The organism is Microcoleus sp. bin48.metabat.b7b8b9.023, from assembly GCF_013299185.1.
GTDB lineage: Bacteria > Cyanobacteriota > Cyanobacteriia > Cyanobacteriales > Microcoleaceae > Microcoleus.
In genome coordinates this window covers 72368-96786 of sequence record NZ_JAAFKG010000003.1, presented here as the reverse complement: position 1 = coordinate 96786, position 24419 = coordinate 72368, and the positions used below count along the sequence as shown (strand labels likewise).

General features: G+C 44.0%; 26 protein-coding genes. 14 read left to right on the top strand and 12 right to left on the bottom strand.

Annotated features, from left to right (window positions below):
• Window positions 1–276: 276 nt before the first annotated feature.
• Together QZW82_RS02800 and QZW82_RS02795 are read right to left on the bottom strand one after the other, a co-directional pair.
• Window positions 277–1803, bottom strand: a complete 1527-nt coding sequence (locus QZW82_RS02800; RefSeq protein WP_293144258.1) for an AAA family ATPase — start codon at window positions 1801–1803, stop codon at window positions 277–279.
• 767 nt (window positions 1804–2570) lie between these two features.
• Window positions 2571–3680 carry an ATP-binding protein gene (locus QZW82_RS02795; protein ID WP_293144255.1) on the bottom strand — a complete coding sequence of 370 codons (1110 nt, stop codon included), beginning with the start codon at window positions 3678–3680 and terminating at the stop codon, window positions 2571–2573.
• Between the two features lie 56 nt (window positions 3681–3736).
• Between QZW82_RS02795 and QZW82_RS02790 the strand changes: the two genes are divergently transcribed.
• Window positions 3737–4045: a hypothetical protein gene (locus QZW82_RS02790; RefSeq protein WP_293144253.1), complete on the top strand. Its 309-nt coding sequence runs from the start codon at window positions 3737–3739 to the stop codon at window positions 4043–4045.
• Window positions 4046–4160: 115 nt separating this feature from the next.
• On the opposite strand, the gene QZW82_RS02785 is transcribed toward QZW82_RS02790, so the two are convergent.
• The gene (locus QZW82_RS02785) at window positions 4161–4451 is read right to left on the bottom strand and encodes a hypothetical protein (RefSeq protein WP_293144251.1); all 291 of its coding nucleotides are present in this window, start codon (window positions 4449–4451) and stop codon (window positions 4161–4163) included.
• A gap of 677 nt (window positions 4452–5128) precedes the next feature.
• Here QZW82_RS02785 and lpdA point away from each other — a divergent pair.
• The 3 genes from lpdA to QZW82_RS02770 all read left to right on the top strand — a co-directional run bounded on the left by lpdA (window position 5129) and on the right by QZW82_RS02770 (window position 7898).
• The gene (gene lpdA, locus QZW82_RS02780; protein ID WP_293144249.1) at window positions 5129–6568 is read left to right on the top strand and encodes a dihydrolipoyl dehydrogenase; all 1440 of its coding nucleotides are present in this window, start codon (window positions 5129–5131) and stop codon (window positions 6566–6568) included.
• A 278-nt stretch (window positions 6569–6846) separates the two neighbouring features.
• Complete coding sequence (locus QZW82_RS02775; RefSeq protein WP_293144247.1) at window positions 6847–7338, top strand: DUF4365 domain-containing protein; 492 nt, start codon at window positions 6847–6849, stop codon at window positions 7336–7338.
• Window positions 7335–7898 (top strand): hypothetical protein, encoded by a 564-nt coding sequence (locus QZW82_RS02770; protein ID WP_293144245.1) that lies wholly within the window; start codon window positions 7335–7337, stop codon window positions 7896–7898. The genes QZW82_RS02775 and QZW82_RS02770 overlap by 4 nt, the downstream gene beginning before the upstream one ends.
• Before the next feature lie 32 nt (window positions 7899–7930).
• Here the strand turns inward: QZW82_RS02770 and QZW82_RS02765 are convergent, their stop codons facing one another.
• The gene (locus QZW82_RS02765) at window positions 7931–8320 is read right to left on the bottom strand and encodes a HEPN domain-containing protein (RefSeq protein WP_293144243.1); all 390 of its coding nucleotides are present in this window, start codon (window positions 8318–8320) and stop codon (window positions 7931–7933) included.
• Window positions 8317–8652 (bottom strand): nucleotidyltransferase domain-containing protein, encoded by a 336-nt coding sequence (locus QZW82_RS02760; protein ID WP_293144241.1) that lies wholly within the window; start codon window positions 8650–8652, stop codon window positions 8317–8319. Before QZW82_RS02760 ends, QZW82_RS02765 begins: the two co-directional genes overlap by 4 nt.
• A 184-nt stretch (window positions 8653–8836) precedes the next feature.
• On the opposite strand from QZW82_RS02760, the gene QZW82_RS02755 reads away from it, so the two are divergent.
• The 5 genes from QZW82_RS02755 to trpC all read left to right on the top strand — a co-directional run bounded on the left by QZW82_RS02755 (window position 8837) and on the right by trpC (window position 13634).
• Window positions 8837–10609: a DUF3696 domain-containing protein gene (locus tag QZW82_RS02755; RefSeq protein WP_293144239.1), complete on the top strand. Its 1773-nt coding sequence runs from the start codon at window positions 8837–8839 to the stop codon at window positions 10607–10609.
• Complete coding sequence (locus QZW82_RS02750; RefSeq protein ID WP_293144237.1) at window positions 10609–11583, top strand: hypothetical protein; 975 nt, start codon at window positions 10609–10611, stop codon at window positions 11581–11583. The genes QZW82_RS02755 and QZW82_RS02750 overlap by 1 nt, the downstream gene beginning before the upstream one ends.
• A 225-nt stretch (window positions 11584–11808) precedes the next feature.
• Window positions 11809–12093, top strand: a complete 285-nt coding sequence (locus QZW82_RS02745) for a hypothetical protein (protein WP_293144235.1) — start codon at window positions 11809–11811, stop codon at window positions 12091–12093.
• A 98-nt stretch (window positions 12094–12191) separates the two neighbouring features.
• Window positions 12192–12587 carry a transcriptional regulator gene (locus QZW82_RS02740; RefSeq protein WP_293144233.1) on the top strand — a complete coding sequence of 132 codons (396 nt, stop codon included), beginning with the start codon at window positions 12192–12194 and terminating at the stop codon, window positions 12585–12587.
• 129 nt (window positions 12588–12716) lie between these two features.
• Window positions 12717–13634: an indole-3-glycerol phosphate synthase TrpC gene (gene trpC / locus QZW82_RS02735; protein WP_293144231.1), complete on the top strand. Its 918-nt coding sequence runs from the start codon at window positions 12717–12719 to the stop codon at window positions 13632–13634.
• A 70-nt stretch (window positions 13635–13704) separates the two neighbouring features.
• On the opposite strand, the gene QZW82_RS02730 is transcribed toward trpC, so the two are convergent.
• Complete coding sequence (locus tag QZW82_RS02730) at window positions 13705–13971, bottom strand: hypothetical protein (protein ID WP_293144228.1); 267 nt, start codon at window positions 13969–13971, stop codon at window positions 13705–13707.
• Between QZW82_RS02730 and QZW82_RS02725 the strand changes: the two genes are divergently transcribed.
• Both QZW82_RS02725 and QZW82_RS02720 read left to right on the top strand, forming a co-directional pair.
• Window positions 13970–14215: a DUF5340 domain-containing protein gene (locus tag QZW82_RS02725; protein ID WP_293144225.1), complete on the top strand. Its 246-nt coding sequence runs from the start codon at window positions 13970–13972 to the stop codon at window positions 14213–14215. The two genes, QZW82_RS02730 and QZW82_RS02725, sit on opposite strands and share 2 nt — an antisense overlap.
• 73 nt (window positions 14216–14288) lie before the next feature.
• A complete protein-coding gene (locus tag QZW82_RS02720) occupies window positions 14289–15446 on the top strand; it encodes an alanine--glyoxylate aminotransferase family protein (RefSeq protein WP_293144222.1) in 1158 nt (385 codons plus the stop codon).
• A 55-nt stretch (window positions 15447–15501) separates the two neighbouring features.
• On the opposite strand, the gene QZW82_RS02715 is transcribed toward QZW82_RS02720, so the two are convergent.
• From QZW82_RS02715 to nblR, 3 genes are all read right to left on the bottom strand, one after another.
• Window positions 15502–15717: a DUF2949 domain-containing protein gene (locus tag QZW82_RS02715; RefSeq protein ID WP_293144219.1), complete on the bottom strand. Its 216-nt coding sequence runs from the start codon at window positions 15715–15717 to the stop codon at window positions 15502–15504.
• Between the two features lie 1018 nt (window positions 15718–16735).
• Window positions 16736–17242, bottom strand: coding sequence for a DUF192 domain-containing protein (locus QZW82_RS02710; protein WP_293144207.1), 507 nt, complete (start codon window positions 17240–17242; stop codon window positions 16736–16738).
• 114 nt (window positions 17243–17356) lie between these two features.
• On the bottom strand, window positions 17357–18052 hold the full coding sequence (gene nblR, locus QZW82_RS02705; protein WP_293144204.1) for a response regulator transcription factor NblR: 696 nt from the start codon (window positions 18050–18052) through the stop codon (window positions 17357–17359).
• 532 nt (window positions 18053–18584) lie between these two features.
• Here nblR and rbsK point away from each other — a divergent pair.
• Complete coding sequence (gene rbsK / locus QZW82_RS02700) at window positions 18585–19616, top strand: ribokinase (protein ID WP_293144199.1); 1032 nt, start codon at window positions 18585–18587, stop codon at window positions 19614–19616.
• A 106-nt stretch (window positions 19617–19722) separates the two neighbouring features.
• Here the strand turns inward: rbsK and QZW82_RS02695 are convergent, their stop codons facing one another.
• Complete coding sequence (locus QZW82_RS02695; protein WP_293144196.1) at window positions 19723–20997, bottom strand: ribulose bisphosphate carboxylase small subunit; 1275 nt, start codon at window positions 20995–20997, stop codon at window positions 19723–19725.
• A 127-nt stretch (window positions 20998–21124) separates the two neighbouring features.
• On the opposite strand from QZW82_RS02695, the gene QZW82_RS02690 reads away from it, so the two are divergent.
• Window positions 21125–22396 carry an aspartate aminotransferase family protein gene (locus QZW82_RS02690; RefSeq protein ID WP_293144193.1) on the top strand — a complete coding sequence of 424 codons (1272 nt, stop codon included), beginning with the start codon at window positions 21125–21127 and terminating at the stop codon, window positions 22394–22396.
• A 61-nt stretch (window positions 22397–22457) separates the two neighbouring features.
• Here QZW82_RS02690 and QZW82_RS02685 read toward each other — a convergent pair whose 3' ends face one another.
• Both QZW82_RS02685 and QZW82_RS02680 read right to left on the bottom strand, forming a co-directional pair.
• Window positions 22458–22616 (bottom strand): hypothetical protein, encoded by a 159-nt coding sequence (locus QZW82_RS02685; protein WP_293144190.1) that lies wholly within the window; start codon window positions 22614–22616, stop codon window positions 22458–22460.
• A 162-nt stretch (window positions 22617–22778) separates the two neighbouring features.
• On the bottom strand, window positions 22779–22985 hold the full coding sequence (locus tag QZW82_RS02680) for a transposase (protein ID WP_293144187.1): 207 nt from the start codon (window positions 22983–22985) through the stop codon (window positions 22779–22781).
• Between QZW82_RS02680 and QZW82_RS02675 the strand changes: the two genes are divergently transcribed.
• Window positions 22985–24418, top strand: coding sequence for a transposase (locus QZW82_RS02675; protein ID WP_293144184.1), 1434 nt, complete (start codon window positions 22985–22987; stop codon window positions 24416–24418). The genes QZW82_RS02680 and QZW82_RS02675 overlap by 1 nt on opposite strands.
• Window position 24419 lies beyond the last annotated feature (1 nt).

Sequence of the window (24419 nt, the reverse complement as noted above, 5' to 3'; positions counted from 1 at the left end):
TTTATCATTGCGAGGAACAAATTATTTGTAGGGTGCGTCAAAGTAAAGATCGTACCCAAAAAATATCGAAACTCTCACAGCGACGCACACCGGCGACAATATTTGAGCCAACAAACCCAAAAATTGTTTAGTAGCAATACTTTTAAAAATTGCTATTAAAATATGAGGTACGTTGTTGGGCTTCAGCCCTTCTTGGCTTAAGAGGTGATATAAGCTGTCAGTTATACCTCATCTTTTTGAGAAAGGCTATAGGTTACTAATCCCTAAAATAGCGTACTATCTAACACCCCGTGCAAACCAGCGCCGCATCAACTCAACCTGGAAACAATAACCATCACCAACTTCCTCAATCAACTCCCGTTGCAGAAGCAAACCGACAGCATCAAAATCATCAGTAAACTCTTGCAAAATAGTTTCCCGGCTCACGATTTTCCCTTCCCCTTGTGCTGCCAAAAACTGCAAAATAGCTAATCCTGCTCCATCTACTTGATTTTTTTGAATATCTGCAAAGAAGAAACTGCCCACACTCAAAGCTGCTGATATTGCTGCTTCCACATCAGCTAAATTTGCCAGTCGGCGGATAGATGGATCTTGCTCGTTTTTAAGGGCGACAATTTCAGCGCAGAGGAGTTGTATGAGGAAAGGGTGACAGCGGGTGAGTTGCAAAACTCGATCGCTCGCATCCGCTTCGTAACGCAGGGTAAAATCTTCGACGGGTTGCTCAATTAGTTGACGCGCTTCCGGTTGTTTCAGGTAGCTGATATGAACGACTTGGACATTGATTAAATAGCTAGCCCAACGCTGAAATTCTTCGATCGTATGAGAGCCAGCTAGCATCACTTTGAAGCGAGTGCGATGTTGAATCAGGTGACGCAACATTCCCAGAACATCTTGCTCGTCGAAACGTCCTTTTCTGATGGCATCATCTAGCGCCTCGAATTCATCTAAGGCAAGCAGGGCAATATTTTCTTGTAGTGCGTCTTCTACTTTGTCCAGCCATTCATCAAAGCGGGTGAATGGGTCATCTTGCAGTGTTTCGCGATCGAGAGATGGGAGAGTTAACGCACTTTGGCGCTTCGCTGAGTTTGTCATACTCCTAGCGATATTGTAGAGCAAACCAGCATAATCACTCGCTGATGAAACTGGGCCTTGTAAATCTACAAACATGGGAATAATGCTGCTGGGTAGCAAGCGTCTCAGGTTATGGAGTAAGGAAGTTTTGCCCATTCGTCGCTGACCGTAGAGTAGCAAAGGAGGGCGGCGACGGTCTAGAATTAATTGCTCGATGCGCGTGCCGATATCAGTACGTCCGGCGAAGATTTCTTGCTGTTCTGTAAGGGGTACGCCGAGGATATAAGGGTTGTCGATTTCTTGTCGAAGTTCGACTGCTTCTGCTAGTTCTCGTATATGGTTGGTGACTATTTCAGACCAATTGGTAGCAATAGGGCGAAAACGAACAGAATATTTATCGCTACTGCGGGTGAGTTCTCGTATTAAACTGTTTAATTTTTCTGCTACAGCACTGAGGGCGAAACGCTGGTTGTAAGCGCTTCCCTGGTTGATGGCTGCATCTACGTCTTGGCTGATATGACTGAAGCTACTGAGTAAGGCGCTGGCTTGACTGTTTAGTTCGCCGATCGATATACTGTGGTGAGCGTTACTTATGGCTGTTACGTCTGCACAGATTTCTAGCCTTTGTACATCCTGTTTAATCTTTGTTTGCCGATCGGACGATCGGCGATAGCTAGTATATCCGAAAAATATAAGTAAAAATGCACAAATGAGTGCAAATACATAAAACATTAAAATATGAGCTAGCAATAAATTAATGCAGCTCGCTAAAATTGCTGTGTTAGATTTGCGTTAGGGAAAAAGAGAATAGAGTGCCCAGTACCTTTAGACTCTGGACACCCACGCTCCCCCTGAACATTACCCTTGAGCTACCGTTCAGAAGCTTTGATCAAACTTTTGAAGGAAAACTCGATGAGTATTTTTTATCGACTACTCTTGGCTGTTGCTTTGGTGGCCTGCGCCATATTGAATGACGTACCTTTTAATGATCCAGTCGTGTTTCCCGTTATCATCCAATTACTCATGCCTATGGAGGATAGGAGCAAGGGCAAGGATGACGACAAGCATGAATAGCAACAGTGTGAATCGTTGAACTACTTTTTTTAATCAAGACCAGCTAAGTAAGTTGTCACCTTACTTGGCTTTTTTGTTTTACACGACCACATCGCTTTAAACGAATACAGTCTGTTTTCGTTAATACGTATTTGTATTATACATTTAGACGTGACTGACTTAAAAGTTTATGAAGTTGACTTGTAACTGACTTGTGACTGACTTGTGGCTGACTTGTGACTGACTTATTGTTGACAATGAAATTATTGCATAAATTGGCTCCGCAATACCGATTGCCAGCCCCCTAGAAGCAAGAGGCGGTTTCAGCCTCAAAATTATCCAACTTAACTGCGCGATAGCTTAGCTTATTTCTAGCACCATCTAGTAGCAAAAGGTGAGTAAATGATTCAGCTTTAGAGGCAAATTAGTTCTCACGGCATTTACTTTTAAAAATGAGCGAATAGCTTTATTTGTTGCAAACCTTCTTCATGCCAATTATCCCCAGTTTCCCCCTCTTCCAGACTAAATAATCGTTCTCTACACAAGATTTGGAGCAGCAGAGGCCAGCATTGACTGTGAGCCAAAATCCACTCGACATCCTCATCAGGAAAAGGTATGGGCGAACTGCCTATCAACTCCCGCGCCTCAGATTCAGTCATAGCTCCCAGAGTTGTAGTATATCCAAAAATATTGAAAAAAGGCGAACTATGTCCGGTGCTAGTCGCTAATTCAATCGGTGATTCAGGAGCTGCTAAAACAAACCCTAGATTCCCATTTGTTTGGTTTGTTGCCAAAGATCGCAAACTTTCCCAAAATCCATCATCTAATTCGGGACAGCGTTGTAAACCGACACCAATTTCGTCTAGTAAGATGACTGTGGGTTGATGTAAATTACGGCTAACTACATCCATAAATCTATCCAAGTCGCAAGGGTTAGGCACTTCCATTTTTAGGGATTCCAAAATGTAGCGCAGCAGCCCTTCCCGATTCTGAAGTCGCGAATCTTGAAAATCTACGAATATCCAGCGATAGTTTTCTGGATTGGGCAACCAGTCAGATTTTTGATTGGGACGTAACTGTTCTGTTGGGGTGGTGGTAATGTTTTTCAAATATTGCAGCAGAGAAGTCTTGCCACTGCGCTTTTTGCCGATAATGGCAGCATTTTGCAATGGAAGGCGTTTGAGCAAATTGAATAGGCGTTTGAGTTCTTTCTCGCGTCCAAAGAAGCAGCGCGGATGGGTGATGGGATTCCCAGTTATAAACGAAGAAGTTTCCTCAAAGATTTGTTGTGAATTAAGTTGAGGTGACTGAGGATTTGTTATTTCTAGAGTGGCAATGGTGTTCCACTTAAACCCCAATTTCTCGCTAATTTCAACAAAATTTCGATAATCAACAGGTTGTCCCGCCAGAAATTTCGTGACAGTAGATCGGGATAATCTCAATGTTTCAGCCAAATCCCCCTTACTCGCAAAGCCCCTCATCACTACAGCCGATTGGACTTGTTCAATGCACCCTGGAGAAACTCTAAGCGATCGCCCCATAATTATTATCAGCAAATAATATTTATTCTATCGTTAATCTGCAATATGTTTGTAGATTTCCAGCAAGATAAATGTCTAATAATCATTTAAATATTAACCAACAATTGTTCTGTGATAATAGCACAATCGATCGCACTCCTCAACAAGAACTTTTGCATCAAGCTCATTCCTATGCTCTGGCAATACGTGGATTCATCATCACGAGTGTTTTGTTCTATCTTGTAGGTATCGGTTCCTTTGTTGCTGGCAAAGTTCCAGAAAAAACAATTAACACCGCCAGCGAGTTAACACTCAAGATCCTGTTTGTGCTCGTCAAGCTCGATCGACAAAACACCGATCGCCTAAATCGCCTATCCAAACAATTCACAGACCAAGACTAACCACAGTATAACCGCTGGCGCGATCGCAAACTCCAGCAAAATCCAGCCAGGGCGATCGTCCGCCAGCTTATACTATCCGTCATTTGGCGGACATAATTAATTAAAACGTGTCGCACTATTGATTAGATTCCGGGCGATTCTGGCGCTTATTCTGGATAAACTGTTCCAAATCTGCGATCGCATCTTCAAAATCCGACAAATTAATTTTCTTAGCTTTAGCCTTCTTCGGCCGACTCGCAGACTCACTAGCAGGCTTAGGTTGAGGCGACGGAGACTGAGGCTTTGCCGCATCAGGGTTGGAAGCTTCTATATAATCAAACAATTCATCCAGGGACTGAAAAAAAGCTTGAGCCGAGGCCCGGCGTGAATCTTTCAGGTCATCGTCTTCCATCATAAGCCACTCCATAGACTTCAAAACTTGCCGATAAACTCTGCCCGCCGGCACGTGCAGATATTAGACATCAAAACCTCAATCAACTAAAACCCTTGAGAAATTTGGCTTTTATCCGAGGCCCGATCCCCCTAAATCCCCCTTAAGAAGGGGGACTTTGAGCGCCTCTTGTTCCCCCCGACTATCCGGGGGAGTAGGGGGCAAGCTAAGGGGGGGGGATCAGACTTAAGAAGTAGGCGTTGACTTTGACCACTTCCGGTTCCCCCCTTCTTAAGGGGGAGTAGGGGGCAAGCTTTAAGAAGTAGGGGTTAACTTTGACCACCTCTTGTCCCCCCCTTCACAAGGGGGGTTAGGGGGGATCCAGGCTATAGCATCAAACACTACACCGGCACTGCATTTGACTTGATTGTTGACACGAATGGGCATTGTCAGCCATCAATCTGTACTTAACTTTACACCCGCCGACAGGGTGATTTGAGACTTGGCGCACACCCAGCTCAACATAATCGACCCTAAAAAAATCTCAGTTACTGTCTAATTAACCCTAGTCTAGTCGAGAATAAGGACACAGGACTTATGCAACTATTGCCACTGTTCAAGGGTTGCGATCGCAACGCACCACCTCGAAAGGACGGACAGACGGTGTTTTTTGCTTGAGTCCTAAGATTTCAAAGGCATTAGGAGATTTTAAGGTGACTCAAGGATTTGATTACGATTTAGCAATTATCGGCGCCGGCGTGGGCGGACACGGGGCCGCTATACACGCGGTTAGCTGCGGGCTGAAAGTGGCAATTATCGAAGCAGGCGACATGGGCGGGACTTGTGTCAACCGCGGCTGCATTCCCTCAAAGGCGCTGCTGGCGGCTTCGGGGCGGGTGCGGGATATGCGGAATGCACACCACCTCAAGACTTTGGGAATTCAGTTGGGAAGTGTGGATTTCGATCGCGGGGCGATCGCCAATCACGCTAACACTATTGTTAGCAAACTTCGCGGCGACTTGACAAACAGCCTCAAACGTTTGAACGTCGATGTCATCCAAGGTTGGGGCAAAATTGCGGCTGCTCAAAAAATTGCGATCGAAACCGACAAAGGCGAGAAAACTATTACCGCCAAGGATATTATTCTCGCTCCCGGTTCAATTCCCTTCGTCCCTCCAGGGATAGAAATTGACGGCAAAACTGTATTTACTAGCGATGATGCTGTCAGATTGGAATCGCTACCGAAGTGGATCGCAATTATTGGCAGCGGTTATATTGGTTTGGAGTTTTCGGATATTTACACAGCCCTCGGCTGCGAAATTACGATGATTGAAGCTCTAGATCAATTGATGCCAACTTTTGACCCGGATATTGCTAAATTAGCAGAACGAGTGTTAATTGCACCGCGCGATATTGAAACAAAAGTTGGTTTGTTAGCCAAGAAAATTATCCCTGGTTCCCCAGTAATTATTGAATTAGCTGATTTCAAAACTAAGGAAGTTGTCGAGATTTTGGAAGTTGATGCTTGTTTGGTAGCAACTGGCCGAGTTCCCGTCAGCAAGAATCTGGGATTAGAAACCGTTGGCGTCGAAACGATGCGCGGCTATATTCCAGTTAACGATAAGATGCAGGTTTTGGCGGCGGGAGAACCGATCGCAAATTTGTGGGCGATCGGCGATGTTAATGGCAAAATGATGTTAGCCCACGCTGCATCTGCTCAAGGAATTGCCGCAGTCGAAAATATTTGCGGCCGCACTCGCGAAGTAGACTATTTGAGTATCCCAGCGGCAGCTTTTACTCACCCAGAAATTAGCTATGTGGGAATGAATGAACCTGCGGCGAAGGAGTTAGGAAAAACCGAAGGGTTTGAGGTCGCTTCTGTCAAGAGTTATTTTAAGGGAAATTCTAAAGCTATTGCGGAGGGTGAAACCGACGGTATGGCTAAGGTGATTTACCGGAAAGATACTGGGGAATTGTTGGGCGTGCACATTTTCGGTTTGCACGCTTCGGATTTGATTCAGGAGGCGGCAAATGCGATCGCCCAGCGGGATTCAGTGAACTCTTTAGCATTCCGAGTGCACACTCACCCGACGCTTTCAGAAGTGCTGGATGAAGCGTTTAAACGGGCGGCTGGGGCGGCGGGCGGTCATTAATTGGTAGGGGCGGAGTTCCGATTAGTGTCAACTCAAGTCTAAACCCTCGAAAAAACTCGTTTGTAGCCGAGTCTAGATCCCCCTAAATCCCCCTTAAGAAGGGGGACTTTGAAATCCGGTTCCCCACTTAAGAAGGGCTTTGAATGCTCTTGTCCCCCCCTTGTTAAGGGGGGTTAGGGGGGATCTAGAGCCTATCGGATCGACGAAAGACTGGTACTATGTTTGACGTGTTTGTTGACACCAAAGTGCGATCGCCCCTTTCTCGAAACCGTCTTTAAATGGAACTGAATCAGCGAAAAGAATTATTTAGCAAGGCTTACGTGCGTGCTGTGGCGACAGTGGCCGGCTGTTCTGTAGATCAACCAGAGAATGATTATGATAGCGTGGATCTCTGTATCAAGGCTGTCGGCTACGATCCAATGCAACCGCACCGCCTCGAATTGCAGTTAAAATGTACTTCAAGAGATGTACTCGATGCTCAATCTGTGCGATATCCGCTCAACGTCAAAAATTATAACGACTTAAGAGTCACCACCTTTATTCCCCGCCTGCTAATTGTGGTTTTAGTACCCGAAAATATCGGGGAATGGATACAACAGTCAGAACAGGAAATATTGCTTAGACATTGTGCCTATTGGGTATCGCTGCGGGGAATGCCTGAAACTAGAAATACAAATCGCATTACTGTTGAATTGCCCCGCCGGAATCAGTTTACACCAGATGCTCTTGAGTCAATTATGCAGCGTATTAGCAAAGGAGGCGTCCCATGAAAGTAACTGTAAAGGATTTTGAAGTTTTCAAGAGTTTAGATGTGAATGTGATTATAGCATATTTACAAAGAAATGGCTGGCACGAACATAGCCGAATTTATGACAATAAAGGAGCGATTTGGGTTAAGAAAAATGATGCGGGAGATGTATTTGATATTGGGCTACCCTTGACAAGGGATTTTGCCGATTATCCAGCTCGAATGGGAGATGCTGTCAAGAAGTTGGAATTGTCAGAAAATCGTTCTCAGTTAGAGATTTTAAGCGATTTAATTACTTCGTTAGACAATACTGAGATTCAAGGATTTGTCGTTAAATGCGATCGCGAAGAAGGGGAAAAAATTGCTAAGGTAGTGATGATGGGGTTCGTTGTGGGTAAGTTGCAGAAAATCTATCTCGAATTGAAAGAAAATGATTTCAATTTGGCAGTAAAAGCTTATCAGGAAAGAATTCCTGTCATTTGCGGCGGGGATTTTGTCAAAGAGGGCGGATATTTTGCTGTAAAAAATCTGCGGGAGTTTGTTTTGATGGTGGAGGAAGCTAAAGGAGATGAAATTGCGTGAAGCGTAGCTATCCCGTAGGGAATCGCACTTATTTAGAGTGGCGGTAAAGTGCCGATCGCATTTTGGGCTAATTCTAGAAATTGCTCACCGCAGTTAATTTGCTCCGCAGCTTGCTCGACAGTGACAGTATCAAGTCCCCCATAATCCCCGCTATTTCGCAAATCTTGAGCATCGATTAAAAATCTGTGAAACTCAACAGGAACTCTTCCTGTACGGGCAAATTCTCGGCCGAAAGCTCCAATCACTGCGGCATGACTCGAAAATGACATTCCTTCCCCATCTAAAAATGCCTCAGCAATGTAAAACATGGCATAATAAGCGCGAGATGCTGCATAGTCTGGGAAACCATTATTTAGTAATAGCTTTGCCGCCGATAAACTTTGACGAGCTTTCAGTAGTAAGTCTAATTGTTCTGGTTTCATAAAGCGATTCCCTCTTTACGAATATTCCTCAATAAAGGCCCGTTGTAGTGCATGAATCGCTGTTCGTCCATAAACAGACAGCTAATCACTTCATCATTTTGAAGCGACAAATCGGCTCGAATGTGACTGGTTCTTTTAATTTCTTCGCCGGGATTGACTTGTCCTTTGAGGACGACTAAAATATCAATGTCAGAGTCGGGGCGTGCATCGCCTCGCGCTTGGGAACCGTAGAGTACCATTGTGACAAGGCGAGTGTCGTAGATTTGCTCGAAGTGCGATCGAAGTTGCGTTAGGATGTTCTTGAGTTTATCGTCGAGCGCTAGTAATTGCATATTATTTGTCGCTAAAATATACTCGATTCTACATTATATGTTACTTTAGTAGATATCAAACAACAAGGAAAATTAAAAATCTAATATTGCCTCGCTAAAATTTACGATCGTTAAGTTTCGCATCCCAATTACTCAGATCGTCTGAGCCAAATATAATTCTAACCATTTGGAGAGTCATAATTTTATGAAAACAAAATTTGCTTTATCAAACTTCAAAGGATTTAAAGAGCTTGATGCGATCGAACTGAAGCCACTAACAGTGCTTTGTGGCATCAACAGTTCTGGCAAAAGTTCAATCATCCAGAGTTTACTTTTGATGAAACAATCAAATATTGATAGCAGCCAACTCTCGATCGAGCCTTACACTCAAGAACCTGTCGTTTTTAATGGACTCTACGTCCGTCTGGGTGATTGGGCAGATGTAATTAACAATCATGCAACCGAAAAAGAAATCGGTTTTTCCTGGAAAATATCAGGGGAGTTTGAATTTACAGACAACACAAGATATTGGAATTCAAGAAATTTTGAGCGAATTGATGTAGAAGTAGAAGTAAAGCTTTCTAGTCAGGAAAACGAAACATTAAATTCAGTCGATAGAAAAGGTAATTTATTAGTTAGCAGTTTTGTATTTCGAGACTTAAATAGTAATTTACTATTGACAATTAAGCGGGTTGCTACAAACAAATATTCACTAAAATTAAACCATATCAAACTTAGAGATTTCTTGTCTAGGTGGATACATTATGGATTGTATGGACTATATGATATATCTCCTTTTTCATACTTTATCGATCGTTTAGATACAAAAAAATTTACTGAAACCAAGTTTTTTCAAGAAACATTAATAGATGAAATAGTATTTGATAATGTCCGAGTTAGGTTTGAGGGAATATTACCAACGATTTTAAAAGTTAATGACTTTGCCAGACAAAGCTATACAAATCTAAATAAGGTCAAGAGCGATTTCAGCAAAATCAGAGTCCCAAAACACTTAGCTAAATTTATTGATACAATTCTAGGCGACTTAAACAACATTCAAAAACAATCTACACCCGAAAAAAAGACCGACATTCAGAAAAATACTTTAGCTTTGATCAGAGAGGAATTCTCTTTGTCTAAGCAAGAAAAAGAAATTGAACTTATGTATTATTATGGTGATTACCAAGTCACAGCTACTTATTTAAGACAATTATGGTCTAATATTAGATATATAGGGCCTCTACGTGAAGCACCCAAGCGATTTTACTTGTTTGACGATCTCAGAAAAATTGATATTGGGATTAATGGTGAATATACTCCTTTAGTTCTTGCTGTCGAACAAGATCAGAAGATTCCTAAATATTACAGATGTATTTATCAAGGAAAACAGATCCAAGAATACGAACTGCGAGAGTCAGATAAAATGCTAGAAGCAGTCAACTGGTGGTTGTCCGAATGTATGAAATTACCTAATATCACTTCTGTAGTTGGTTTAGGTGGCATTCCAGGCCAAGTTAAATTAAACTCATCGGGAATAGAAGTACATTTACCAGATGTTGGATTTGGTGTCAGTCAAATTTTGCCAATTTTAGTAGAATGCTTGCGGACAAAACCAGAAGAAACTATTGTTTTAGAACAGCCTGAAATTCATTTACATCCTTCACTACAGTCAAAGCTTGCTGATTTTTTTATTTGCATGGCTAAGTCTGGAAAAAAATTAGTAATCGAAACTCATAGCGAACATTTAATCAACCGATTGTGTCTGCGAATTGCCCAAGAAGAGTCTGGTGAAGTTAAAGAGCTTTTAAATACTCTTTTTGTAAGTTTTGATGAAAAGCAGAAAACTTCGGTTGTAAAACAGATTCAAATTAATGAGTTTGGCGAGATCCAAAATTGGCCAGTTGGCTTCTTTGATGAAAATGACGCGCGGGATTTAATGGAAGCAACTTTGAAGAAAAGGATGACAAAGTTTAGATAATGAGAAAATATTTAGATCCTATCTATTTAGCTGTCAGTGAAAAAGCATGGCAATCGCGACGCTATTTTGAAATTTTTCAGTCCCTTAACTCATTACTAACCGATATTGAAAATATTGAAAGAGATACAGACAGTTTATATCAGTTAATTAAGTTTAAATTTAGTGAGGGACTGCTGGCAGAAATATACAATAATAATCCTTTCAAAAATCAGCCAGAAGTTGAAGAGCATTACACAAGATTTTTTAAGGATAAAATTATCCCTGAATTGTTTAGAAGATTTGAATTTTGTCCTGGGGAGTGCGCCGCATTAGCCGAAAATAACCCCGCGTGTAAATTTGGTAATGAATTACTTCCTGAAGCTGTCTTAAATGAATGGAATTTATTGATTGAGAAATGCTTGTCTTGTAATTATACTGACTTGCTGTACTTGGTAAGTCCTACCGCTTGTCAGACAGTAATGGTAGAATCTGATAATATTTCAATTGCTCAAAAATTTTTGGTGGCTGAGGATGTAAAACAGCTATTTGATGTAACTGATTTTTTATCAAAAATTATAGTTGACGAAAGACACCGAGAAAATCAGATTCGGCAAGCTATTGAAATTTGCTACAGTCAATCAGTTTTACAAGATGGATGGTTGTCTAATTTGACACGGCAAGATTATGAATTAAATGAAAAATTTTGGCTGAGTATACAACGAGCTAATTTTTTAAATCAAAATCGTTCCTATCAAAAACGATTTATCAAATCCATGACTCAAATTGTCTACGATTTAGATATAGATATTCGCAAGCACAAGTATCAAGGTGAAAAAATAACAATTGGCAATAAAAAATACACTAAATATAGCGCTGATGTTTTCAAAATGGGACAAAGTAGTAGTGATAAAAGATGTTCCCGAATATTTTACTGTAAAGTTAGCCAGAAAATTCATTTTTACGAATTTGAACCCGATCGCCATGCAGGTGAATAGATTTAAATCAGCAAATCGTTAACGAACGATCATCATAAAAACAGGTGATGTCATGGCTAGCAAGTGAAACAGCGCCAGTTTACCTCGCAAAAGTGCCAGAGAATATGCAATTATCTCGATCGCACTTTTTGAAAGTTATGCAATCCTTGGGACGGCGTTCGTTAGTTGAAAAAATCCAGGAGGGCGATCGCACATTTTTCACCCTTGGACCCGTACTAAAAGAGTATGTCAAAACTAACTATTCCCGCCCCAACAGTGAGTTATAAAAATTATATAGCAAATCCAGGTCAGGACACGGCAATGCCGTTTCCCTACAGTGAATTATCGGGAATTTGGAAATGTGCGATCGACCTTTGTTTGTTGTGGTCAGAAACCGGGTTTTTTCCGAGAATATCGTTACACCGCCTAAAAACTACGAAAAACCCGGTTTCTTTGGTTTATGCCGTAGTCACGGACGCGCGGGTGGCCAGAAACCGGGTTTTTTCGAGAATCTTTCGTTACAGTCGGTGATTTAGCAAAAAACCCGGTTTCTTAGATTTTGGGTTTTGACCGATCGCCCTTAAATTTGATAATATTAGGTATCTGCACAACATCTGAACGATCGCAAAATGTTTGACTTTGACAAGTACAGCAGCTTCCTATCTCAATATCAACCGCGAATCATCAAAAATGAAGATGAAAACGAGATATTTTTGGAAATTGTTGAAAGCTTGCTGTCTCGGGAAAATCCAACTCCCGAAGAAGATACTCTCCTCGAACTATTAGTCAAATTAATTGAAGATTTTGAACAAAAAATTTATCAAATAAATGCTTCAACTCCCCACTCAAGACTTCTTCATTTGATGGATGCTAGAAATTTAGAAGCCGCAGATTTAGTGGGAATTATGGATACAATTGAGATAGTAACTCAAATCATTAATAACCAGCTAGAAATTACCAAAAAACAAGCTGAGGCTTTGGGAAAGTTTTTTCAGGTCAATCCGAGTTTGTTTCTGTTCAATTAATCGTAATAGAGACTTCTATTATATAATAGGTTGAAACTTGTGGCGATCGCGGTAAGGTATAAATCCCCAGCGTAAAAACCTCGCTGTCAACTGTCAACTGTCAACTGTCAACTGTTTATCCCCCCTACTATGCTCCAAATCCGTCGCCGTCCGCCCAGCACCTCAGTCTCCGTACTCTACCTCAGCTACGAAATCGCCGTACCAGACTCCAAACCCCGGCACATCCTCGAAGAAATTGTCTGGCAAAAAGAAGCGGAAGTTGCCCAAAAGCGCGATCGCACGCCCTTAGCCGAACTTCACAAAAGACTCCCCTTTGCACCCCCGATCCGCGACTTCCTCGGCGCACTCAAAAACGGTAAAACCACACCAGCAATCATCGCCGAAGTTAAAAAAGCTTCCCCCAGCAAAGGCGTAATTCGCGAAGATTTCGATCCAGTTGCGATCGCCAAATCCTACCAAGAAAACGGCGCTAGCTGCATCTCCGTACTCACTGATGAAAAGTTCTTTCAAGGCAGTTTCGACAACCTCTCTAAAATCCGTGCCGCCGTCGATTTGCCCCTACTTTGCAAAGAATTTATTATCTATCCTTACCAAATCTATCTCGCCCGGATTAGCGGCGCCGATGCTGTATTGTTAATCGCAGCTATCTTATCTGATAAAGACTTACAATACTTTGTGAAAATTGTCAAGACTTTGGGCATGACGGCCTTAATAGAAGTTCACACTCTCGAAGAACTCGATCGAGTATTAACCCTAGAAGGAGTCAACCTGATCGGCATCAATAACCGCAACCTAGAAGACTTTTCTGTCACTCTAGAAACCACCAGCCAACTATTAGCCTCGCGCCAAACGGAAATTCAAGCAAAAAGCATCCTCACTGTCAGCGAGTCAGGAATCCATACAGCCGACGACCTCAGCCAAGTCGCCAGCGCCGGAGTCCAAGCCGTCCTCATCGGCGAATCCCTAGTCAAGCAGCCAGATCCGGGCGCTGCTCTAGCCGCCCTTGCCGAGGCGCACCCGCACATCACCAAAGGCGAGACTGCTTGACAAACACCCCCGAATTCTGATAAAAAATGATTGAGTAGGTAAATAATCAGAAATTCGAGCCTGCATCGACTCAAGCGCCTAACTGAAAAAAAAAATAGCACTCAAAGCTATATTGCGTAGAAATATTTTGCCAGAAAGCAATTAAATCTATTCGCTCTCGCCAGTCGATCGCAAAATTTAGCGTTACCAACGCACCCAGCCCCGAATATTCGATCGGCAAAGCAGGGGTTTTTGTAAGGTTAGAAAACAAATAAGAAGTCGGGCATCTAATGTTCACCTGTGATGCCCCATGCACTTGCAATGGGGTATCGGTTCGCTGAGGTATGTTAGCTTTCATGGAGCCAATTCCCCTTCCTTCGTACATTCATTATGAATTGTTACTTCAATTGTTAGAACGCAAAACGATGTTTGCTGTCAGTCCACAATCGCCCCAACAGCAACAAGTTCACCAACTTATTATTACCCTGCGTAAAGCCCTTGCCATTCAAAAGCAATTAGAACAAAGCTGCGAGCGATCGAACTTAGCAGTAGAATACCGTTGGTCTTTAAATGAAACTAACCATACTGGCATTAAAAGTTAAAAAACTTAGAGTACCAACCGATCGTATTTGATTTATTCTGTAGAACTCCCATCGAAAAAGTTAGGACGACATAATGGACAACAAGTTAATGCTGATGATTCCCGGCCCGACACCGGTGCCGGAAGCGGCTTTGCTAGCAATGGCAAAACACCCGATGGGCCACCGCAGCAAGGAATTTGACGCGATTTTTGCTGAATGTACCGAAAATCTCAAATGGCTGCACCAAACCAGCGGCGACGTACTGAGTTTGACGGTTTCCGGTACCGGCGCGATGGAAGCTGGGATAATTAATTTCTTGAGTGCGGGCGATCGAGTTTTAGTCGGATGCAACGGTAAATTTGGCGAACGCTGGGCTGAAGTCGCACAAGCTTACGGTTTAAATGCCGAAATCGTCAAAGCTGAATGGGGCCAACCTTTAAACCCCGAAGACTTCCGCGAAAAACTCGAAGCAGATACCGAGAAGCAAATCAAAGCAGTCATCGTCACTCACTCAGAAACCTCTACCGGTGTCCTGAATGACCTCGAAACCATCAACCGCCACGTGAAAGCCCACGGCGAAGCTTTAATTATGGTTGATGCTGTCACCAGTTTAGGTGCTGTCAGCGTGCCAATGGAAGCTTGGGGGCTAGATGTGATTGCTTCTGGTTCTCAGAAAGCTTACATGATTCCCCCGGGTTTGGGTTTTGTAGCCGTTAGTCCTAAGGCTTGGAAAGCTTACAAAACTGCCACACTGCCCCGCTATTATTTAGATTTGGGTAAATATAGCAAAGACGCTGCCAAGAATACGACTCCTTTTACTCCGCCAGTCAATATGTTTTTTGCCCTGCAAGCATCGTTGCAGATGATGAAAGGCGAAGGATTGGAAAACGTTTTCGCCAGACACAAGCGCTTGATGACAACTACTCGCGCCGCTGTAAAAGCTTTGGGTTTGCCATTATTTGCTGCTGATGATGCCGCCAGTCCTGCCATTACCGCAGTTATGCCACCCGCGTCTGTAGATGCTCAAAAAGTACGAACTTTGATGAGAAAGAAGTTTGATATTGCTCTCGCCGACGGACAAGACCATTTGAAAGGTAAAATCTTCCGTATCGGTCATTTGGGCTTTGTGTGCGATCGCGATATTCTAGCAGCAATTTCCGCTTTGGAAGTCGTGTTGCAAGAATTGGGTCATGAAGGCTGCCTTCCTGGTGCCGGTATCGCCGCTGCTGCGAAAGAGTTAGCTGTATCTTAATCTCAGTTATTAAAGGATTTTGGATTTTGGGTTTTATCTCAAATCTAAAATCCTTTTAATATGCTTGGGACAACCAATCAAAGATTTTATCCAATTGTTCCAGAGTGACTAAACCGTACTGCCACAGAACCATCGGCAAGGAATTAGGGTCTCGATCTCGCTGCCGTTTTTCGTCACCGCCAACCCGTTCGGCGACAGCGATGGACGCGGGAGAGATTGCCAAATCTTCTTGTAAAAATCGAATTAATCTAGTGTATGTAGCGGGTGCCATGTGATTTTGTCTCCATGTATAGGACACCATTTTCTGATGCGAACCTGATGTTTTTAATTAGTAATAAGCCAGTTTTAAATCTGTCTCTTGACCGTCGATAGCTGTTAAAACAGTATTAGCGGTTGTGGAAAATCCCAACTTGACTGTTGAGTGCGACTCTAAAGCCAACCTTTCCCAAGAAGTGAAAGGTTTTGCACTTTTGCTGCTGTCTGCCCGATCGCCTGTTGAGCGCGATCGAACTTAAACTGAATACCTCGGTATTGTGCAACGCGAATCTGAAGAAATTCTGCTACCTAAACTAATTGCACTGTTGTTCAGAGTTTAACTTCATCTGCGAAAGTGCAGAATCCGCAAATCTACTTGGGCAATATTTGTCAGATATGTCGATCGCAGCCGACCTTGCTACCTTAAGTTAACTTTGCCACTTAATTTGGCTTGTAGCATCTTACTTCCGACAGGTTTAGTAGATTCAGGTTTAGCGCCAGAAGTTCCAGAGAATTTCTTTTCGTGCCAGGAATCCGATCGGCTGAGCATCGTCTCTCAGGATTGGTAACGAGTCGCTTACTCCTCTCATACCTGCAACCAACAATCTACAGCTTCTGCAAACAAGCTCAAGCCCAGACGAACTGAGATTGACATCGTAGCAAATCTTTTGGTCTTTGTGCTGTATCTTACATTAATACTTTAACAGATATTATCAAGTTTTGTAAAGTTTATTAATTTTTTGAGGTTTCTCGAAGCCGAGCTCAGCCGGAAGTGAACAGGGGAGAGGGGTTCAACAGTTGACAGTTGACAGTTGACAGTTGACAGTTGGGGGAGAGGAGAAGATTGGGGGAGATTGGGGGAGATTGGGGGAGATTGGGGGAGATTGGGGGAGATTGGGAGAGGGGGAGAGGGAGAGGGGGAGTGAGTTCAGAAACATGGTTTCTACTAAATTTTGCGACTGGGAACCGGAAATAGAAGGAAGAAACGGGGTTTCTAGCCCCATGTGCAAGCGCTGAAAATGCCCGAAGTGTTACTATAAAAACTCGATTTCAATCCGATCGCCCACTTTGACACCAAGTTCAGCAGCCAGGCCGCCCCGGAGCTCGATTACTCGATCGACAGGAGTATCGGGCCCGTAGGTGGGACAAGGATCGGCTGTACAAGGAGGTGCCTCTGCTGCGATGGCTGTCACGACTCCATCCCGCAGAAAAATCATATCCAGAGAAATCTTGCAATTTTTCATCCAAAAATTGACCCAGCGCGCCGGTTTAAACTCAAACAGCATTCCTCTGTCATCGGCCAAAGAAGTTCTGTACATTAAACCCATAGCCTGTTGTTCGGATGTTTTGGCGACTTCAAGTTCGATCTGGCGATCGGCTATCCGAGCTCTAGCAGAAACAGGCAAAACTTGACCGGATGTTGTCGCCGTCGGAGACTGATCCGCCAAAGTACCATTAACACCAGAATTTGCGACAGGTAAAGCCGGCGAACATCCCAGCAGAAATAGAATTACCCCAATTGCTAATAGGGCATTGGGCATTGGGCATCGGGCATCGGGCATTGGTAACCACTCACAAATAACAAATAACAAATAACCAACTGTCAACTGTCAACTGTCAACTGTCAACTGACAACTGTCAACTGTCAACTGACTTCAAGCTTCGCGCATCACGTAACCAACACCGCGCACAGTCTGAATCAAGCGCTTCTCGCCATCATCTTCAATTTTGAGACGCAGATAGCGGATGTAAACCTCAATCACATTCGACTCGCCCAGAAAATCGTAACCCCAAACATTCTCTAGAATTTGTTCGCGAGTCAAAACATCGCGGGGATGTTCCATCAAATACTTTAGCAGTTCAAATTCTTTCATCGTCAGGTCGATCGCCCGTCCGTTGCGTAGAGCTCGCCTAGACGCCAAATCCAAAACTAAATCACCAAATCTCAGTTGTTCGCTGCTGGTGTTATCCGGCTGCAAATACAAGCGCACCAACTGCATAAACTCCTCAGTGCGGTAAGGTTTGAGAAAATAATCATCTGCGCCAGCTTCCAGACAAGCCACGCGATCGTCCACTGTATCGCGACCGATCAATAATAGCACTGGCGCCCGATTGCCACCACTTCGGAGGTGAGAACACAGCGACAGCCCCGATTCAGGGCCAAGTATGCGATCGATTACAATCAAAGCTGGCTGCAATTTATGGGCTAAATGTTGGCCTGTGGCGATACTAGAAGCTATTACTGGTTCGTAGCCGGAGGATTTTAAGTCTAGACTTAAGTGTCCGGCGAGAACTTCGTCTGTTTCTACTAGCAGGACACAGGGATTGCGATCGAGAGTGAGTGCAGCCATTGCATTGACCGATGTAGACCATACCAGTTCTAGCACGTCTCAGGGGACAGTTGACAGTTGACAGTTGACAGTTGACAGTTGACAGTTGACAGTTGACAGTTGTCAGTTGACAGTTGACAGTTGTCAGTTGTCAGTCATTAGTTAGATGGAAAAATCAAGAAATAAGCAAGATAAGCCAATTACCAATGACAAATTACCAATCACAGTTACCAATTGCCAATTAGCCAATTCAATATTAAAATCAGAGGACTGAAGTCTTCACTACAAACCTAATTACCAATTACCAAATTCAATATTAAAATCAGAGGACTGAAGTCCTCACTACAAACCTAATTACCAATTACTAAATTCAATATTAAAATCAGAGGACTGAAGTCCTCACTACAAACCTAATTACCAAATTCAATATTAAAATCAGAGGACTGAAGTCCTCACTACAAACCTAATTATCAATTACCAAATTCAATATTAAAATTAGAGGACTGAAGTCCTCACTACAAACCTAATTACCACTTAGCAAATTTAACCATCCATGAGCATTATTGTATTTGGTAGTATCAATATCGATCTAGCAGCAAAAACTCCCAGATTGCCACAGCCAGGAGAAACTATCATCGGTAGCAATTTTTTCACGGCCGGCGGCGGTAAAGGAGCAAATCAAGCGGTAGCAGCGGCGCGTCTCGGCATTTTTACCCACATCATCGGCCGCGTTGGTAACGATCAATTTGCTGAACAATTATTGACAAGTTTACAATCCTATGGTTTGAGTACGGAAAATATATTAATAGATAAAAGCACTCATTCAGGTGTGGCAATTATTGCCGTAGACGATAGCGGTCAAAATAATATTATTGTGATTCCGGGTGCAAATAATAATGTTGGCGATGCAGATATAGAACGTCTTAAAAAAGTGTTGCCTGAAGCTACATCGTTGCTGTTACAGTTAGAAATCCCGATAGAAATTGTCCTGAAAGCGGCGAAAGTTGCTCGTGAAGCGGGGGTGCGAGTGATTCTCGATCCGGCGCCGGCTGTGGCGGATTTGTCGTTAGCGGAGCCCGCCCCTACGGGGGCTACGCCAACGAAGAGGATCGAACTTTATCCCTTAATCGACATCCTCACGCCGAATGAAGTGGAAGCGGGCCAGTTAGTCGGTTTTGGAGTGAATGACACAGAAACGGCGATTCGGGCAGCCAAACAGTTGCAGCAGCGCGGTGTCGAGAATGTTATTGTCAAATTGGGCGATCGCGGGGCGGTTGCTGTGACTGCGGATGAAACTTTTGTTGTGCCTGCTTTTGCTGTGAGGGCGATCGACACTGTGGCTGCTGGCGACGCTTTTAACGGCGGGTTGGCTGCGGCGCTAGATGGCGGTCTGTCCTTGCCAGAGGCGGTGGTGTGGGGCTGTGCAGCGGGTGCTCTGTGTGCAACTAAGGTGGGTGCTCAGGTTGCTATGCCCGATCGGGAAACCTTTGATAATTTTTTGCAGCATAATTTAGATTGGACGGCGGTTGAAACCGCATCTACACAAACGATGTCAGCCGGACGCCGACTGAAGACGATAACATAATTTTAACCGTCTTTGTCTTCAACCCGCGTCTGCGGGTTTTGCTTGTATAGACGCGGTTTCAACCGCGAGCGTCTTCTTGAATTTGTAAGGTGTGGTAAAACACAGCCTACTGTGGCCGCTGAATAATTGTTTCAACTACCCGGCGCTTGACTTTTGGATCGATACCAATCAGCCGCACGTATTCCCCGCCGTGTTCCGCCAAGCAAGTTTCTAACGATGCAACCACATCTTTTTCCTGTGCAGTTTTAATTGTCGCACAACTTTGCCAGGAACCTGTTTTAAATCGGCGATTGTCTGCATATTCTATGCCAATTTTGCAGCCCCTTGCTAACAACTGCTGCACTTGTTCCAATACCTCGCTACTCAGCCGCACAGCTTGACCGTTACTAATAGTCGAACTGGGTTCGGCATAAGCTTTATAATATTTCGAGGATGGGTCGTTTTGTTGATTTTGCGTTGGCGCCGCAGCCGGGACATTGACAGTTCCAGGAACGTTAAATAGCCGTGATTGGTTGTATTCATCTACTAAGCGCATTTCCTGAACCCGCTTTTGTTGACCTACCATTGAATTACCCATTTCTAATAAATGAGCGAGGCTGAAATTAGGGTTCGGGAAATCTGGCGGTGCTTCCAGAGTGTTGACTAAACGCTTGGAAACTTGCTCGATTCCTATCTTGTGAATGAATTCTCGGATTTGTTCGTCGTAAATTCGCGATCGCAAAGCGCTAAAAAAGTCGATCGCCTGATCTGCAAAATTATCTACCAAACCCACTATCTCGGTTTGTGACAAATTGTCAGACTCAAAAATTCCGCCGACAATCCCAATTTTATCATCCCGGCTGGGTTCCCAATAAAACTTTTCCATCCGCCCGTCGCGAATCAGCGGCGCGTACAGCGTAGCAAAGTCATTTCCGGTGACAATAATTGGTACTCGGTGCAGTGGCGTGCTGTCATAACTTCCCGGTAACTGCACGTTGGTGGGATTGTCCGCAATATTCATCAGAGTGGCATTAACCATCTGAGTATTTACAGTATATTGAGTAGTAGTATCGAACCTGCCAGCACCGGCATCCAAATCGTTAATAAAAATTGCACACATCTCGCCCCGCACTCGAATTTGCTCCGCAGCTTCGCGGTAGCGCAAGCGAATTAAACGCGCCGGATCTCCGGCATCGGGACTTTCTAATTCTCCACCAGATATCATCACCGGCTCAAAGCCCATTCGCCGAAAAACCAGTTCGGTTTGAAAAGTTTTACCTTCTCCTTTGCGGCCGTGAATTCCCAAAATTAGGGGAACTCTTACCCCTGGTAAATTTAAAAAGTTCTTTGTGACGTGCACGGCAACTTTATCGAGAAAATTAGGAGAAATGTAATAACTCATCAGTAGATTTGTGAGGATTAATTGCTGTTACTGTTACAATTTTATGACAAAATTAACAGCCTGCAACGCGAAGCTGGATTTTTACCGTACAATCGAGGTCTAGATATTCTGTGTTAAGGAGCAATTCGTGAGTCCAGAAACCTTACTAAAAGAACCAAGCGTGCAAGCCGAAGCCAGTTTGTTCAGTTCTGAGAGCTTCGACAGTTATGTAATGACTACTTACGGGCGTTTTGCGATCGCCCTGGAACGGGGCCTCGGCTGTCGCGTTTGGGATACCGAGGGCCGCGAATATCTCGATTTTGTGGCGGGTATTGCTACCTGCACTCTGGGACACGCGCACCCGGCGATGGTGGCAGCGGTAACTCAGCAAATTCAGACGCTGCACCACGTTTCTAATCTTTACTACATCCCCGTACAGGGCGAGCTAGCGAAGTGGCTTGTAGATCATTCTTGCGCGGACAGAGCTTTCTTTTGCAACTCGGGTGCGGAAGCTAATGAAGCGGCGATTAAGCTGGCGCGCAAGTACGCCCACGAACAATTAAATATCTCGAATCCGACCATAATTACTGCTGTTGCTAGTTTCCACGGGCGGACTTTGGCGACGATTACGGCGACGGGACAACCTAAATATCAGAAGGGTTTTAGTCCGTTGGTTCCTGGATTTCACTATGTTCCTTACAATGATATTAGCGCGATCGAAGGCGCGATCGAGCAACTCGACAAAGACGAACGCCAAGTCGCTGCAATTATGCTGGAAGCGCTGCAAGGTGAAGGGGGAGTTCGTCCCGGAGATATCGCCTACTTCCAACGGATTCGGGAAATTTGCGACGAAAAAGGCATTTTGCTGATTCTCGACGAAGTGCAAGTCGGGATGGGACGCAGCGGTAAATATTGGGGTTACGAAAATCTCGGGATTGAACCGGATATCTTTACCTCTGCGAAGGGATTGGGCGGCGGTATTCCGATCGGCGCTATGCTGTGCAAGTCTCACTGCGATGTATTTGAACCGGGAAGTCACGCTAGCACTTTTGGCGGCAATCCTTTTGCTTGCGCTGTCGCTTTGTGCGTGTGCCAAACTTTAGAACGGGAAAACCTGCTGGAAAACGTCCAGCAGCGCGGGGCACAGTTAAAAGCTGGCCTCAACAAGCTGGCGGCTGCATATCCGAATTTGATTGCTGAGGTGCGGGGCTGGGGCTTGATTGTCGGGCTGGAATTGCAGGCTGATATTGCACTGACATCGGCTGATATTGTTAAATCTGCGATCGCCGCTGGTGTGCTGTTGGTTCCCGCCGGGCCGAAGGTGTTGAGGTTTGTCCCGCCTCTAATTGTTTCTGCTGCTGAAGTCGATCGGGCTTTGCTTGCAGTTGAGGAAGCGTTGCGCTCTCAAGCGGTACACTAAAATCAACTGGGTTAATTTTTGCGATCTGTAGCGCTGCAACTGGCGCAAATATGCAGGCGCACTATACAGAAACCGCGTTGCTTTCGAGATTTCTGATGGCTAAATCCGATCGTTTCTCGGAAACCCGGTTTCTGTAGCCAAGTCCTATGATGGTAAATGTAAACCCGCCCCGCTGCAAGTCTGTCGGGGCGGGTTTATCTGGTTTAGGGGTGGCGCACAAACAGGTTTTTTGGGCCAGATAGACTGCATTGTGCGGATGTGTATGCTGGAAAAACCCGGTTGCTTTAATTCTTCTACCTAAGTCTTCAAGTTAACTAACTGCCGGGAAGTCTAAGGGTATATTTAGAGGGATGAATCTCAATTGCAGCGCTCAGTACCCCGACTAAATTACCGCAGGGATGAAAGGCTCGTCGGTCGGAGGAACACCAGCCCGACAATTGAGTTCAGCTATCACCGATCGACTTTCGGGGGCGTCCTGATTCTCAATATACTTCCTAAGCGCAGAAACAGTGACGCCTCCACAGGAAGCAATGAAATACGAACTCCTCCATCTATACTGTGAGCAGGTCGAAAAAAAGGAGGTTTCCAATGCAACTCACGTACAAATACCGCCTCAAACCCACAAAAGCCCAATTGCGAACAATCACGACTCACCTAGAGTTCTGTCGCCGTCAATACAACTACCGATTGAGTGAAAGATTTAGATGGTGGGAATCGACGAGAACGCCAGTTAACGCTTGCCCCTTAACTGCCTGCATAGTTCCCGTTAAGGAAATTTACCAAAACATTCCCCTGACTAGAGTGCAAACTAGGGATGGCAGAAAGAAAGATGAATCAGGCAATCCTTTGAGCAGGAAAGGTGATGTTTTCTCAAATATTGAAGGCGGTTACGTGCAGTGGCAAACCATCCAGTTAGCCGATCTAAAAAACACTAAAAAACTGTTTCCTGATTACAAAGCTTTAAATTCTCAAGTTTTGCAGGATGTGGTTAACCGAGTGGAAACTGCCTTTTCAAATTTCACCACACCCGACAAAAATGGCAATCGCAGAGGTAGACCTAAATTCAAGGGATTTCACTACTACAAATCTTTTACTTATCCTCAACTATATAATTTAGATATTATCAAGGATGAGCAAAGTAGAATTTGTGTGAATTTAGCGAAGATAGGTCAAGTACCGATGGTATTCCATCGCCCAATACCAACAGGATTCGTGGTTAAGATGGGGACAGTTGTTAGAGAAGCAGATGGGTGGTATATTGCCCTGACGCTAGAAGATAAGACGGTTCCTGTGACGGTTGTAGAGATTCAACCGACTGATGAAAACACTCTTGGTATTGACTTGGGGATTACTAACTATGTTTACCTTTCTAATGGCGAAAAAGTAGAGAACCCTAGATTTTTAAGGAAATATGCCGAGAAATTAGCAAGGCTTCAGGCAAAACTAGCTAGTAGAGTCAAAGGTTCTAAGCCTTGGCAAGTTATCAAAAACAAGATTTCTAGACTGCATCAGTTTGTAGCTTTAGCGAGACTTGATTTTCAATTCAAAACAGCACATGAGCTGTTTCGCAAATGCGCTGTTTTGGTGGTTGAAGATTTGAGTATCAAGAATCTGACCAGACTTGCCAAAGTCAAGAGTGAAATTGAAGGTGATAGCTTGATTTATCTCCCAAATGGTCAATCAGCTAAAAGCGGTTTGAATAAATCAATGCTTGATGCTGCTCACGGTCAATTTGCTAGTGTCCTCAAGTATGTGGCCTGGAAGTTGGGTAAAAATGTTTTGTTCGTCGATCCAAAGGGGACTTCTCAGTATTGCTGGAATTGCCTCAGCAAAGTGCCGAAAGAGTTGTCCCAACGGTGGCATTCTTGTCAATGTGGCGAGTCTTTAGATCGAGATGAAAATTCGGCTAAGCTTATCAAAAAGATTGCTCTGAATTATCAAAGTGGCGGGGGAACTCCGTCACTCAAAAAAGCCTTTGCAAAAAAGGAAAAAGAAGCCTGCGGTCTAACGGTACTCCGTTGAC

Coding starts and splice junctions, on each gene's coding strand:
- QZW82_RS02675 (WP_293144184.1), top strand. CDS start 22,985: ATGCAACTCACGTACAAATACCGCCTCAAACCCACAAAAGCCCAATTG.
- QZW82_RS02790 (WP_293144253.1), top strand. CDS start 3,737: ATGTCTAATAATCATTTAAATATTAACCAACAATTGTTCTGTGATAAT.
- QZW82_RS02775 (WP_293144247.1), top strand. CDS start 6,847: ATGGAACTGAATCAGCGAAAAGAATTATTTAGCAAGGCTTACGTGCGT.
- QZW82_RS02710 (WP_293144207.1), bottom strand. CDS start 17,242: ATGCCCAATGCCCTATTAGCAATTGGGGTAATTCTATTTCTGCTGGGA.
- QZW82_RS02715 (WP_293144219.1), bottom strand. CDS start 15,717: ATGGCACCCGCTACATACACTAGATTAATTCGATTTTTACAAGAAGAT.
- QZW82_RS02760 (WP_293144241.1), bottom strand. CDS start 8,652: ATGCAATTACTAGCGCTCGACGATAAACTCAAGAACATCCTAACGCAA.
- QZW82_RS02755 (WP_293144239.1), top strand. CDS start 8,837: ATGAAAACAAAATTTGCTTTATCAAACTTCAAAGGATTTAAAGAGCTT.
- nblR (WP_293144204.1), bottom strand. CDS start 18,052: ATGGCTGCACTCACTCTCGATCGCAATCCCTGTGTCCTGCTAGTAGAA.
- QZW82_RS02695 (WP_293144196.1), bottom strand. CDS start 20,997: ATGAGTTATTACATTTCTCCTAATTTTCTCGATAAAGTTGCCGTGCAC.
- QZW82_RS02720 (WP_293144222.1), top strand. CDS start 14,289: ATGGACAACAAGTTAATGCTGATGATTCCCGGCCCGACACCGGTGCCG.
- QZW82_RS02800 (WP_293144258.1), bottom strand. CDS start 1,803: ATGTTTTATGTATTTGCACTCATTTGTGCATTTTTACTTATATTTTTC.
- QZW82_RS02725 (WP_293144225.1), top strand. CDS start 13,970: ATGGAGCCAATTCCCCTTCCTTCGTACATTCATTATGAATTGTTACTT.
- QZW82_RS02765 (WP_293144243.1), bottom strand. CDS start 8,320: ATGAAACCAGAACAATTAGACTTACTACTGAAAGCTCGTCAAAGTTTA.
- QZW82_RS02770 (WP_293144245.1), top strand. CDS start 7,335: ATGAAAGTAACTGTAAAGGATTTTGAAGTTTTCAAGAGTTTAGATGTG.
- QZW82_RS02750 (WP_293144237.1), top strand. CDS start 10,609: ATGAGAAAATATTTAGATCCTATCTATTTAGCTGTCAGTGAAAAAGCA.
- trpC (WP_293144231.1), top strand. CDS start 12,717: ATGCTCCAAATCCGTCGCCGTCCGCCCAGCACCTCAGTCTCCGTACTC.
- QZW82_RS02745 (WP_293144235.1), top strand. CDS start 11,809: ATGTCAAAACTAACTATTCCCGCCCCAACAGTGAGTTATAAAAATTAT.
- QZW82_RS02785 (WP_293144251.1), bottom strand. CDS start 4,451: ATGGAGTGGCTTATGATGGAAGACGATGACCTGAAAGATTCACGCCGG.
- rbsK (WP_293144199.1), top strand. CDS start 18,585: ATGAGCATTATTGTATTTGGTAGTATCAATATCGATCTAGCAGCAAAA.
- QZW82_RS02730 (WP_293144228.1), bottom strand. CDS start 13,971: ATGAAAGCTAACATACCTCAGCGAACCGATACCCCATTGCAAGTGCAT.
- QZW82_RS02740 (WP_293144233.1), top strand. CDS start 12,192: ATGTTTGACTTTGACAAGTACAGCAGCTTCCTATCTCAATATCAACCG.